The 11416-nt window shown below is 71.8% G+C and carries 11 protein-coding genes and 1 pseudogene; 5 read left to right on the top strand and 7 right to left on the bottom strand.

What is annotated here, in order from left to right; genetic code table 11:
- Window positions 1–1240: pseudogene (locus NT132_RS06080) on the bottom strand (phospho-sugar mutase); the annotation flags it as partial.
- Window positions 1237–2064: a purine-nucleoside phosphorylase gene (locus NT132_RS06085; RefSeq protein WP_297786361.1), complete on the bottom strand. Its 828-nt coding sequence runs from the start codon at window positions 2062–2064 to the stop codon at window positions 1237–1239. The gene NT132_RS06085 and the pseudogene NT132_RS06080, both read right to left, overlap by 4 nt.
- Window positions 2065–2146: 82 nt before the next feature.
- Here NT132_RS06085 and NT132_RS06090 point away from each other — a divergent pair, with 82 nt between their 5' ends.
- Complete coding sequence (locus tag NT132_RS06090) at window positions 2147–3598, top strand: NAD(P)H-quinone dehydrogenase (protein WP_297786364.1); 1452 nt, start codon at window positions 2147–2149, stop codon at window positions 3596–3598.
- A gap of 23 nt (window positions 3599–3621) precedes the next feature.
- On the opposite strand, the gene NT132_RS06095 is transcribed toward NT132_RS06090, so the two are convergent.
- The 3 genes from NT132_RS06095 to NT132_RS06105 all read right to left on the bottom strand — a co-directional run bounded on the left by NT132_RS06095 (window position 3622) and on the right by NT132_RS06105 (window position 6297).
- The gene (locus NT132_RS06095) at window positions 3622–3756 is read right to left on the bottom strand and encodes a hypothetical protein (protein ID WP_297786367.1); all 135 of its coding nucleotides are present in this window, start codon (window positions 3754–3756) and stop codon (window positions 3622–3624) included.
- 48 nt (window positions 3757–3804) lie between these two features.
- Window positions 3805–5571, bottom strand: coding sequence for a biotin carboxylase N-terminal domain-containing protein (locus NT132_RS06100; protein WP_297786371.1), 1767 nt, complete (start codon window positions 5569–5571; stop codon window positions 3805–3807).
- Window positions 5572–5649: 78 nt separating this feature from the next.
- A complete protein-coding gene (locus NT132_RS06105) occupies window positions 5650–6297 on the bottom strand; it encodes a nucleoside triphosphate pyrophosphatase (protein WP_297786374.1) in 648 nt (215 codons plus the stop codon).
- 78 nt (window positions 6298–6375) lie between these two features.
- On the opposite strand from NT132_RS06105, the gene NT132_RS06110 reads away from it, so the two are divergent.
- The 4 genes from NT132_RS06110 to NT132_RS06125 are packed head-to-tail and all read left to right on the top strand — an operon-like array spanning window position 6376 to window position 10605.
- Window positions 6376–7665, top strand: a complete 1290-nt coding sequence (locus NT132_RS06110; RefSeq protein WP_297786377.1) for a class I SAM-dependent RNA methyltransferase — start codon at window positions 6376–6378, stop codon at window positions 7663–7665.
- Window positions 7666–7674: 9 nt separating this feature from the next.
- Window positions 7675–8340, top strand: coding sequence for a response regulator transcription factor (locus NT132_RS06115; RefSeq protein ID WP_297786380.1), 666 nt, complete (start codon window positions 7675–7677; stop codon window positions 8338–8340).
- Entirely contained in the window at window positions 8330–9565 is a 1236-nt protein-coding gene (locus NT132_RS06120) for an ATP-binding protein (protein WP_297786383.1), read from the top strand. The genes NT132_RS06115 and NT132_RS06120 overlap by 11 nt, the downstream gene beginning before the upstream one ends.
- Entirely contained in the window at window positions 9562–10605 is a 1044-nt protein-coding gene (locus NT132_RS06125; RefSeq protein WP_297786386.1) for a hypothetical protein, read from the top strand. Before NT132_RS06120 ends, NT132_RS06125 begins: the two co-directional genes overlap by 4 nt.
- Before the next feature lie 254 nt (window positions 10606–10859).
- Here NT132_RS06125 and NT132_RS06130 read toward each other — a convergent pair whose 3' ends face one another.
- Together NT132_RS06130 and NT132_RS06135 are read right to left on the bottom strand one after the other, a co-directional pair.
- The gene (locus tag NT132_RS06130) at window positions 10860–11075 is read right to left on the bottom strand and encodes an acyl-CoA carboxylase epsilon subunit (RefSeq protein WP_297786389.1); all 216 of its coding nucleotides are present in this window, start codon (window positions 11073–11075) and stop codon (window positions 10860–10862) included.
- Window positions 11072–11416 (bottom strand): carboxyl transferase domain-containing protein (locus NT132_RS06135; protein ID WP_297786392.1); only part of this gene is annotated, 345 nt, incomplete at its 5' end. The genes NT132_RS06135 and NT132_RS06130, both read right to left, overlap by 4 nt.

The following is an 11416-nucleotide window of genomic DNA, read 5'->3' on the forward strand; positions in this document are numbered from 1 at the left end:
CCGTGTCGGGGTTGACGAGGTAGCCGAGGGCCTCCTCGAATCCGTACACGATGCCCGGGGCACGGGAGATCCACTTGAACCCGGTGAGGGTGGCGTGGAAGTCGAGGCCGTAGTGCGCGGCCACCGCCTGCAGCCCGGGGGAGGAGACGAGCGAGCAGGCGAGCGCCGGACGCGGTCCGTCCGCCGCGGATGCGGTGTCGGCGGCGCGCTGCGCGGCCCGCCAGCCGAGCAGCAGCCCGATCTGATTGCCGGTCAGGCGGCGCCAGCCGCCGGGGGCCGCCGCATCCGGGACCGCCACGGCGAGCCTGTCGGCGTCGGGGTCGTTCGCGATGACGAGCTCGGCGCCCGCATCCCGCGCCGTCTCGAACGCGAGGTCCAGGGCGCCCGGCTCCTCCGGGTTCGGGAACGAGACCGTGGGGAACGCGCCGTCCGGGTGCAGCTGCGCGTCGACGGTGACGGGTGCCGGGTACCCCGCGACATCCAGGATGCGAGACAGCGTCTCCCACCCGACGCCGTGCATGGCGGTGTACGCCCAGCGCAGCCCCTCGGCGCCCGCACCGGCGGGGGAGACGGCGGCGGTCGCGGCGACGTACGCCTCGACGATCGACTCGGCGCCGATCTCGTACGCGTCCGAGCGGGGCAAGTCTCCGACCAGGCGGGTGTCGGCGATCCGCTGGATGTGCGCGGCGATCTCGCCGTCCGCGGGTGGCACGATCTGGGCGCCGTCGTCGGCACCGCCGAGGTACACCTTGTAGCCGTTGTCGTTCGGCGGGTTGTGGCTTGCGGTGACCATGACCCCGGCGGCCGCCCCCAGGTGCCGTACCGCGAAGGCGAGTAGCGGGGTCGGCAGCAGGCGCGGCAGCAGCACGGCGCGAAGCCCCGCGCCGGCGAACAGCTCCGCCGAATCGCGGGCGAAGACGTCGGAGTTGCGGCGGCCGTCATAGCCGACCACGACGACGGGGGCATCGCCCGGCGTGGCACGCTCGCGGAGGTACGCGGCGAGCCCGGCCGCGGCCTGCGCGACCAGCACCCGGTTCATCCGGTTGCTGCCCGCGCCGAGCTCGCCCCGGAGGCCCGCGGTGCCGAAGGCAAGACGGGTGCCGAAGCGGTCGGCCAGCTCGTCCGTCGCGCCGGCCACCTCGCCCTCGACGCGCGCGATGAGCGTGTCGAGCTCGGCGCGGGTCACCGCATCCGGGTCCTGGTCCCGCCAGGCGCGGGCGGCGTCGAGCAGGGCGCTCACAGCGCGCCGATCACGCGGGCGAGGAGCGCCGAGATCACCGGTTCCGCGGTCTGCCCGGCCTCGATGACCTCGGCGTGGCTGAGCGGGGTGGGGGAGATCCCGGCGGCGAGGTTCGTGATGAGCGAGAACCCGAGCACCTCCATGCCGGACTGCCGTGCGGCGATCGCCTCGAGCGCGGTCGACATGCCCACGATGTGGCCGCCGAAGCTCTTGGCCATCTGCACCTCGGCGGGCGTCTCGTACTGCGGCCCGCGGAACTGGCAGTACACGCCCTCGTCGAGGTTCGGCTCGATCGTGCGAGCGAGGTCACGCAGCCGCGCCGAGTACAGGTCGGTGAGGTCGATGAAGGTGGCACCCTCCAGCGGCGAGGCGCCGGTCAGGTTGATGTGGTCGCTGATGAGCACCGGCTGGCCGGGCTGCCAGTCGGCCTTGATGCCGCCGGCGCCGTTGGTGAGCACCATCGTGGTGGCGCCGGTGGCGGCCGCGGTGCGGACGCTGTGCACGACCCGGCGCGGGCCGTGGCCTTCATAGAAGTGCGTGCGTGCGCCGATCACGAGGATCCGCTTGCCGTTCTCGGCGAGGATGCTGCGCAGCGTCCCGGCATGACCTTCCAGGGCGGGCTTGCTGAAACCGGTGACCTCGGTCGCGGGGATCGTCGCCGTGGTCTCCCCGATGAGTTCCGCGGCCCGCCCCCAGCCGCTGCCGAGGGTGAGGGCGATGTCATGGCGGTCGACGCCGGTGATCCGGGCGATGTCGTCGGCGGCCTGCCGGGCGATCTCGAAGGGGTCGGCAGCGGGGTCGTCGAGCGGGTTCTGGGTCACCATGACGACCACTCTAAATCGCCGCACGCGTCCGCCGCGGCACCCCGATGTGCGCCGCGGCGGCGGGCGGGGAAGAATGGGGGACATGTCCCTGAGCTTCGAACATGCCCAACGCGTCGCGATCATCGGCGGCGGCCCCGGCGGGTACGACGCGGCGCTCGCCGCCGCGCAGCTCGGCGCCGACGTCACCCTGGTCGAGCGCTCCGGCGTCGGCGGGTCGGCCGTGATCACCGATGTGGTCCCTTCGAAGACCCTCATCGCCACCGCCGATGCGGCCGTCGCGATCGCCGGCGCGAGCGACCTGGGCGTGCAGCTGTTTGCCCGCGGCGGCGACGGCAAGCCGCTCAAGCCCGAGATCGCGATCAACCTGGGTGCCGTCAACCGGCGGCTCCTCGCCCTCGCGCGCCAGCAGTCCGACGACATGCGCGCCTCGCTCGTCGAGGCCGGGGTGCGCATCATCTCCGGTCACGGCCGGCTCGAGGGACGCAACTCCGTCGTCGTGTCGACCGGCGCCGGCGGCACCGACTTCGACCGGGTCGAGGCCGATACCCTCGTCGTGTCCGTGGGGGCCTCGCCGCGGCGACTGCCGAACGCGATGCCGGACGGTGAGCGGATCCTCAGCTGGACGCAGCTCTACGACATGACCACCCTCCCCGAGCACCTCATCGTGGTCGGCTCGGGCGTGACCGGCGCCGAGTTCGCCTCGGCCTACATGAACCTCGGGTCAAAGGTCACCCTCGTCTCCAGCCGCGACCAGGTGCTCCCGGGTGAGGATGCGGATGCGGCGGCGGTGCTCGAGAAGGTCTTCAAGCGCGGTGGGATGACGCTCCTCTCCAAGGCGCGGGCCGACCGGGTCGAGAACATCGGCGACGGCGTACGGGTCACGCTGTCCGATGGACGCACGGTCGAGGGCAGCCACTGCCTCATGGCGGTCGGGTCGATCCCCAACACCGCCGGGATCGGACTGGAGGATGCGGGCGTCGAGATGACCGCATCCGGCAACATCCGGGTGAACCGCGTCGCCCGCACGTCGGTACCGAACATCTACGCGGCGGGGGACTGCACCACCTTCGTGCCGCTGGCCTCGGTCGCCTCGATGCAGGGTCGCATGGCGATCTTCCACGCCCTCGGCGACGTCGTCATTCCGCTCGAGCACCGCCGCATCGCCGCCAACATCTTCACCGCCCCCGAGATCGCCACAGTCGGCTATCAGGAGCGGGACATCGCGTCCGGCGCCGTGAACGCCGTGGTGCGAAAGCTCCCGCTGGCGGCGAACCCGCGGGCGAAGATGATGGGCATCAAGGACGGCTTCGTGAAGATCCTGGCCAATAAGGGCAGCGGCACGGTCGTCGGCGGCGTCATCGTCGGGCCACGCGCGTCGGACATGATCTACCCGATCGCGATCGCGGTGGAGCGCCGTCTCACGGTCGACCAGGTCTCCCGCGTGTTCACGGTGTACCCGTCGCTGTCGGGCAGCATCACCGACGCGATGCGGGCGATGCACGTCGTCGAATCCGACGGTGGCGACGAGAACTGACCCAGCGCCCGAAGTTCGCAGAATCACGCGAAGTTCGCAGATATATCGCCGAATCCTGCGAGGTTCGTGCATTTCTGCGAGTTTCGGACGCCGTCGCCGTCGCCGTCGCTGACGCTGCCGCTGCCGCTGACGCTGACGCTGACGCCGACGCTGTTCACCTGTCGCTTCGTGCGACATGAGGTCGCAGTTCGCGACAGGTGAGCGGCTCAGCTGATCGTCAGTAGCTGGTGACCCGACGAGACCGTGGTCCCGGGAGTGGCATCGATGGCGCCGATGACGCCGTCCTTGTGCGCCTGGATCGGCTGCTCCATCTTCATGGCCTCGAGGACCACGACCAGGTCGCCCTTGACGACCTGCTGGCCGTGCTCGACGGCGAGCTTCACGACGGTCGCCTGCATCGGCGAGGTCACGGCATCGCCGCTCGCCCCCGCGTTCGCGGTGCGCTGGTGCGAGCGACGGGACGGCGGCACGGCGGCGGGGCGTCCGGCGGCGGCCGCGGGAGCCGCGATGCGGTCGGGCAGGTTCACCTCGAGGCGCTTGCCGCCGACCTCCACCACGACGGTGTGCCGCGGCTCGGCCGGAGCGGGATCGGACAGCTCGCCGTCCCACACCGGGATGTCGTTGACGAACTCGGTCTCGATCCAGCGGGTGTACACGCCGAACCGGCCGTCCTCGGCGGTGAACGCCGGGTCGCGCACGACCTTCCGGTGGAACGGCAGCACGGTGGGAAGGCCGGCGACCTCGAACTCGTCCAGGGCGCGGCGGGCGCGCTCCAGCGCCTCGGCGCGGTCGCGGCCGGTCACGATGATCTTCGCCAGCAGCGAGTCGAACGCGCCGGAGACCGTGTCGCCGGCGGTGACGCCCGAATCGAGCCGGATGCCGGGACCGCCGAAGGTCTTGAACACGTGGATGGGGCCGGGCTGCGGCAGGAAGTTCCGGCCCGGGTCCTCACCGTTGATGCGGAACTCGATCGAGTGGCCGACCGGCTCCGGGTCGCCGTAGTCGAGCGTGCCACCCTCGGCGAGCCGGAACTGCTCGCGGACCAGGTCGATGCCGGTCACCTCTTCGGAGACCGGGTGCTCCACCTGCAGACGCGTGTTCACCTCGAGGAACGAGATCGTGCCGTCGGCGCCGATGAGGAATTCGCACGTGCCTGCGCCGACATAGCCGACCTCGCGCAGGATCGCCTTCGAGGACTCGTACAGGATGCGGTTCTGCTCGGCGGTGAGGAACGGCGCCGGTGCCTCCTCCACGAGCTTCTGGTGGCGGCGCTGCAGCGAGCAGTCGCGGGTCGAGATGATGACGACAGTGCCGTCCGCATCCGCCAGGCACTGGGGCTCGACGTGACGCGGCTGATCGAGGGACTTCTCCACGAAGCATTCGCCGCGACCGAAGGCGGTGACCGCCTCACGGGTCGCAGACTCGAACATCTCGGCGACCTCGTCGAATTCGCGGGCGACCTTGAGGCCGCGACCGCCGCCGCCGTACGCCGCCTTGATGGCGATGGGCAGGCCCACCTCGCGGGCGAAGGCGATGACCTCGTCGGCGTTCGCGACGGGTCCGGGGGTGCCCGGAGCGAGCGGCGCACCGACCTTCTCGGCCACGTGCCGGGCGGTGACCTTGTCGCCGAGTGCCTCGATGGCGTCGGGCGACGGTCCGATCCACGCCATGCCGGCAGCGATGACGGTGCGGGCGAACTCGGCGTTCTCCGCCAGGAACCCGTACCCCGGGTGGACGGCGTCCGCGCCGGAACGGCGGGCGATCGACAGGATCTTGTCGATGGACAGGTAGGTCTCGGCGCTCGTCGCCCCTTCGAGGGCATAGGCCTCGTCGGCGAGGCGGACGTGCAGGGCGTCGCGATCCTGGTCGGCGTAGACGGCGACGGTGGCTCGTCCGGAGTCGCGCGCCGCACGGATGATGCGGACGGCGATCTCGCCGCGGTTCGCGATCAGGACCTTGGCGATTTCTGGCATGAGAGCCAGCCTACCGAGGTAGAGGGGCCGCCTTTTGAGCGCATCCCACAAGAAGCAGCGGGAAAGGTCTGTGACAACCTACGAACGGCGCCACAGTGTCGGCCAGCTGACGCCCAGCTGCGCGGCGAGCGCCCGCACCGTCGACAGCGACATCCCGACGACGGTGGAGGGGTCTCCCTCGACCCGCGTGATGAACGCCCCGCCGAGGCTGTCGACGGTGAAGGCACCTGCCACGAGCAGCGGTTCGCCGGTGGCGACGTACGCGTCGATCTCGGCGTCGGTGATGTCGGCGGCGAAGGTGACGGATGCGGCGGCCACGGCGTGCGCCTCGACCGGCGCCGCATCCGGAGCCAGCCGGACGACGCTGTGCCCGGAGTGGAGGACTCCGGTGCGCCCGCGCATCGCGTGCCAGCGCGCGGTGGCGGCCTCGGCGGTGTAGGGCTTGCCGAGGATCTCGCCGTCGAGTTCGAACATCGAGTCGCCGCCGATGATGATGCCGTCGAAGCCCGGGTCGTCGGCTTCGATCGCGGCGGCCACGGCGGCGGCTTTCCGCCGTGCCAGCAGGAGGACGTGCTCGTCGGGGGCGAGGGTGCGCTCCTCGGCGTGTTCGACGGCGGCGATGACCGCCTCTTCGTCGACGTCGGGGGCTAGGGTCTCGGGTTGGATCCCCGCCTGCCGCAGCAGCATCAGTCGGGCGGGGGAGGTGGATGCCAGCAGCACACGCATCCCGCCACGCTACCCGCGTGCCCTGCCGGCTGCGGTACCGCGGCGGCGGGGCGGCGGACAGTGTGACAGGCTCGGGGGGTGGATGCGGGAGACGAAGTCGAGCTGGAGATCACCGGAGTCGCTCACGGCGGCGTGTTCGTGGGTCGGCACGAGGGCCGGGTCGTCTTCGTCCCGGACACGCTGCCCGGTGAACGCGTGCGGGTGCGGTTGACGGAAACGAGCAAGAAGTCGTTCTGGCGCGGCGAGGTCGTCGAGGTGCAGACCGCCTCACCGGACCGCCGCCCCCACGTCTGGGCGCAGGCCGACCTCTCGCAGCCCGCCGCTGAACGGCCCGGCGGTGCAGACTTCGGTCACATCGCGCTGGAGCGCCAGCGCGCCCTGAAACTCGACGTCATCCGTGACGCCCTCACCCGCATCGGCAAACTCGACCTGCCCGCCACCATCGAGGGGGCGCATCCGATCCGGGCGGCGGACGGCTCGCTCCGGGACGAGGAAGCACCGGACGCCACCGGCTGGCGCACCCGCGTGAGCCTGCACGTCGACGCGGACGGCCGGGTCGGGCCGTATGCCGCCCGCAGCCACACGGTCGTGCCGGTCACCGAGCTGCCGCTCGCGACCGCCGCCGTGGCCGATGCCGCAGCCCGGCTTCGGGGCCACGGCCCGGGACGCATCGACCTCGTCCAGCCCGCCGATGGCCAGGTGCGCATCCTGTCGCGGCCCGAGAAGGCGCCCGCCGGCAAGGGCGTCCGCGACCGGGTCATCGAGCGCGTCGGCGACCGGGAGTTCCAATTGGATGCGGGCGGTTTCTGGCAGGTGCACCGGCTCGCCGCATCCACCCTCCACGGGATCGTGACCGAACAGCTGACGGCGCTCGGGGGACTCGAAGACGGCGCCCGCCACCTCGACCTGTACGGAGGCGTCGGCCTGTTCGCCGCCGCCATCGGGGAGATCGCCGGCCCCGCTGCGAAGATCACGAGCGTCGAATCCGACCTCCGGGCCACCGAGCACGCCGGTGCGAACCTCGCCGAGTGGATCGGGGCACGGGCCGAGACCGGCCGGGTCGAGCAGTGGATCCAGCGGCTTGCGGCCACGGTGACCGACGCGGAGCGGAAGCGGCTGTCTCAGGGCGTCGTCGTGCTCGACCCGCCGCGGTCGGGAGCCGGGATCGAGGTGGCCCGCGCCGTCGCGCGGCTGCGTCCCCGCGCGGTGGTCTACGTCGCCTGCGACCCGGTGGCCCTCGCCCGCGACCTGGCGGCGTTCGCCGAGGAGGGGTATGCCGCGACCACCGTGCGCGCCATCGACCTCTTCCCGCACTCGCACCATGTCGAAGCGGTCACCACGCTCACCCCGGTCGACAGTCGCGGATAGCATGTGGCCATGACCCGCGTCGCGTTCATCGATGACCACGAGTCGGTGCGACTCGGGGTCGAAGCCGCCTGTGCGCGCGCCGACGGCGGCACCGAGATCGTGTTCTCCGGTGCATCGGTGACCGAGTATCTGGGCTGGCGACGCTCCAGCGGTCACGGCCCGGCCGATGCCGTCGTGCTCGATCTGACCCTCGGCGACGGCACCACCGTCACCGAGAACGTCACCCGGCTGATCGCCGACGGCTCGAGCGTCATTATCTACAGCGTCGCCGACCGCTCCGCGACCGTGCGGGAGGCGCTCGCCGCGGGAGCCGCCGGCGTCATCAGCAAGTCGTCCCCGATCGAGGACGTCGTGGTGGCGATCGCGACGGTCGGACGCGGTGACGTGCTGAGCAACGCCGAGTGGGCGAGCGCCGTCGAGGGTGACCGTGAGTTCGCCACCGCGCAGCTGTCCACTCGGGAGCGCGAGGTGCTGACGCTGTACGCCGCCGGTCTTCCACTGAAGATCGTCGCGGACCGGCTCGGCATCGCCTTCTCCACGGCCAAGGAGAACATCGCCCGCATCCGGATGAAGTACACCGAGGTGGGGCGCCCGGCGCCCACCAAGGTGGATCTGCATCGCCGTGCCCTGGAAGACGGCATCCTCTCGGAGCAGGGCGTCGGCGATGCCCGGTAAGGGCTACCCGGCCACCGGTGATCTGGAGGGTTTCGGCGCGCTGCCCTCGGTCGAGGTCGCCTCGTTCACCCGGGAGCGCGTCGAGCGGGTCATGTCCGTCTCCGTCGCGATCGGATGCGTCGCGCTCGGCGCACAGGCGTTCGTCGGGGCCCTCGGGGACACCGAGGCGCCGCCGGCGTGGCAGGTGCCGTTCCTGCTGCTCGTGTTCGTGCCGCTAGCGCTCATGATCACCGCGTTCTTCGCCGGTCGCGCGCAGCGGCTGGCGGCCTCCGTCTTCATCGCCGCCTACATGCTGGTGCTCATCCTGTGGCCGATCGCCACTTTCGACACCTCCCCGCCCGTCTCCTCGCAGCCGTGGGTGTACTTCCTCATCAATGTCGCCACCGTCCCCGCTGTGCTCGTCATGCCGCTTGTTCTGCAGCTCCTGTTCACCCTCGGTCTGCCGTTGCTCTACGGCCTGGTGCGGCTCATCGAGCTGCATTTCGTCCCGGAGGCGTGGTGGCCGGTGGCGCTGGACGTGTCGTTCTCGCTCATCCTCGGCAGCGTCCTGATGACCATGGGGTGGACGTTCCGCGCCGCCGCCTCCGACGTCGACGAGCGGCGGGTGAGCGCCGTGAGTTCCTACGCCCGTGCGGCCGCCGTGTCCGCGTCCGAACGGGAGCGGGTCGCGGTCGCCGCGCTCATGCACGACAGCGTGCTGGCGGCCCTCATCGCCGCCGCCCGCGCCGACAGCCCGCGCGAACGCGACCTGGCCGTGTCGATGGCGCGTGAGGCGCTCACCCGCCTCGCGAACACCGACCGGGATGCGGGCGAGGGCAGCGACGCGCCGGTACCGCCGCAGACGATCGTCGACGGCCTGGCAGAGGCGCTCGCGGACACCGACGTCACCGTCCAGGTGGACATCGACCCCGGTGCGCCGGAGCTTCCCGGACGCGTGGCCCGTGCCCTCGTGCTGGCGGCCGTGCAGGCCATCTCCAACGCCATCGACCACGCCGACGGCGCTGGGCTCCAGGTGTCGGTCACGGCGCCCGCGGCGCCCGGCGGGCTGGTGGTGCGGATCAGCGACACCGGCGACGGCTTCGACGTGGAGGCGGTGCCCGCCGACCGGCTCGGCATCCGGGCGTCGATCATCGCCCGTGTCGCGGCGTTCGGCGGGGACGCCCGCATCGACTCCGGCCCCGAAGGCACCACGGTGACCCTGGAGTGGCGGAGGTCCGCCGCATGATCAGTGTGCGGTTCGTCCTCACCATCCTGGCGCTCGCCTTCACCGGCTATCTCGTGGGCCGCGGCGTCCCGTGGGCGGCGACCCTTCCGCATCCGACGGTGTTCATCCTCGCGCTCGCGCTGTATCTCGCCACCGCGTGGCTCAGCATCCTGTGGGGGTATCGCGGTGGACGCCGCTCCGCGGACGGCGCGGTGCGGGGCGGCCGGGACCGGCTGCCGATGTGGCTGTGCGTCCTCGCTCTCATCACCGCGGTCGCCGTGCCTCCCGCGGTCGCGTACGGCGTCGGCCCCGACGCCGTCGGCGCCTCCTACGCCACCTGGTACATCGGCGGCCTCGGCGCGCTCATGGTCGTGCTCGTCGTGCGCGGCCAGCCGTGGCCGGCGTGGAGCGGCGCCGCGGTGCTCGCCGGCTGGTCGACGCTGCTGCTGGGGTTTGTGCCTGCACTGGGGCTCGGCCTGGTCGGCTCGCTGATGTGGGTGAGCGCCGCCCAATTCTTCGTCTACGCCCTCGACCGCGCCGACCAGGACACCCAGCGGCTGGGTGAACTGCAGCGGACCGCGTCGGCGGTGCACGCGGCGCAGGGTAGTCAGCAGCGGGAACGCCGCATCCAGGTGCAGCGGGCGCTGGCCGTCGCCGGCCCGGTGCTCGCGCGGACCATCGCCACCGGCGGTGCACTCGGCGAGAAGGGCCGGATCGAGGCGCGGATCGCGGAGGGCCGGCTGCGCGACGAACTGCGCGGACCCCGCCTGCTGGACGACGCCGTGCGCTCCGCCCTGGACGCCACCCGCCGTCGCGGCGCGGTGGTGACGGTCCTGGATGAGGGCGGCCTCGACGCGCTGCCCGAAGCGCAGCTGCCCGCGATCCGGGCGGAGCTGGCCGAGACGCTGCGCGCCGCGCGGTCGGACCGGCTGTACATCCGCACGTCGCCGGATGCCGACGTCGCCGTGACCGTCGTGGGGCGGGCATCGTCCACGCTGGGACTGTCGGACGAGGACAGCGTCGACCTGTGGCGCGAGATCCGGCGGCCTGCCGCATCCTGAGCCGCGGCGGCCCGAACCGACAGTGTCGACGGGGATGTCGAGAGGCCGGAGAACCAGGGGGGCGAGGGGCGGCGTGATCGCCTGCCCCTCGCCGGTGTGGATGATTACCCGAAAATCATCCACAGGACCGAATCCGGGGGAACCCTGGTAACCCGTGGACCGGCCAACGCGCAATGCGTTCTAGCTCTCTTAGTATCGGGGGCGGCCGGCGAGGCTGTCTGTAGGTACTTTGGGGGACACCACGCGGGCGGGCGTCAGCCGAATCGGCCCCACCCGAGTTCGCGGCGGAGGGGCTGGCGAAGCGACCGCTGCGACACATGCCAGGAGCTGCGCTGGTCATCGTCCACGACAGCCGCCGATCGCTCCTGCGCATACGCGGCGCCCACGACCGCGACGACCGCCGCCAGCTCCTCGGCTGTCGGGTTCCCGCGTGGCACATCGATGCGCAGCGGCGCCTCGTCGGTGCTCACAGCGGAATGTTCCCGTGCTTCTTCGGCGGCAGGTTCGCGCGCTTGCCGCGGAGCGACCGCAGGGCCTTCGCGATCGCGACGCGGGTCTGCGCGGGCTCGATGATGCCGTCGAGTTCGCCGCGCTCTGCGGCGAGGAAGGGGGAGGTGACGCTGTACGTGTACTCGTTCGCGAGCTTGGTGCGAACCGCGGCGACGTCCTCGCCCGCCTCCTCCGCACGCTTCAGCTCGCCCCGGTACAGGATGTTGACGGCGCCCTGGCCGCCCATGACCGCGATCTCCGCGGTGGGCCAGGCGAGGTTGATGTCGGCACCGAGCTGCTTGGAGCCCATGACGATGTAGGC

It is taken from the genome of Microbacterium sp. (genome assembly GCF_026393345.1).
In the GTDB taxonomy this organism is placed as follows: Bacteria; Actinomycetota; Actinomycetes; order Actinomycetales; family Microbacteriaceae; genus Microbacterium.

Excerpts from the sequence above, each read along its gene's own strand:
- NT132_RS06100 (WP_297786371.1), bottom strand. The coding sequence starts at position 5,571 with ATGCCAGAAATCGCCAAGGTCCTGATCGCGAACCGCGGCGAGATCGCC.
- NT132_RS06120 (WP_297786383.1), top strand. The coding sequence starts at position 8,330 with ATGCCCGGTAAGGGCTACCCGGCCACCGGTGATCTGGAGGGTTTCGGC.
- NT132_RS06115 (WP_297786380.1), top strand. The coding sequence starts at position 7,675 with ATGACCCGCGTCGCGTTCATCGATGACCACGAGTCGGTGCGACTCGGG.
- NT132_RS06090 (WP_297786364.1), top strand. The coding sequence starts at position 2,147 with ATGTCCCTGAGCTTCGAACATGCCCAACGCGTCGCGATCATCGGCGGC.
- NT132_RS06125 (WP_297786386.1), top strand. The coding sequence starts at position 9,562 with ATGATCAGTGTGCGGTTCGTCCTCACCATCCTGGCGCTCGCCTTCACC.
- NT132_RS06105 (WP_297786374.1), bottom strand. The coding sequence starts at position 6,297 with ATGCGTGTGCTGCTGGCATCCACCTCCCCCGCCCGACTGATGCTGCTG.
- NT132_RS06085 (WP_297786361.1), bottom strand. The coding sequence starts at position 2,064 with ATGGTGACCCAGAACCCGCTCGACGACCCCGCTGCCGACCCCTTCGAG.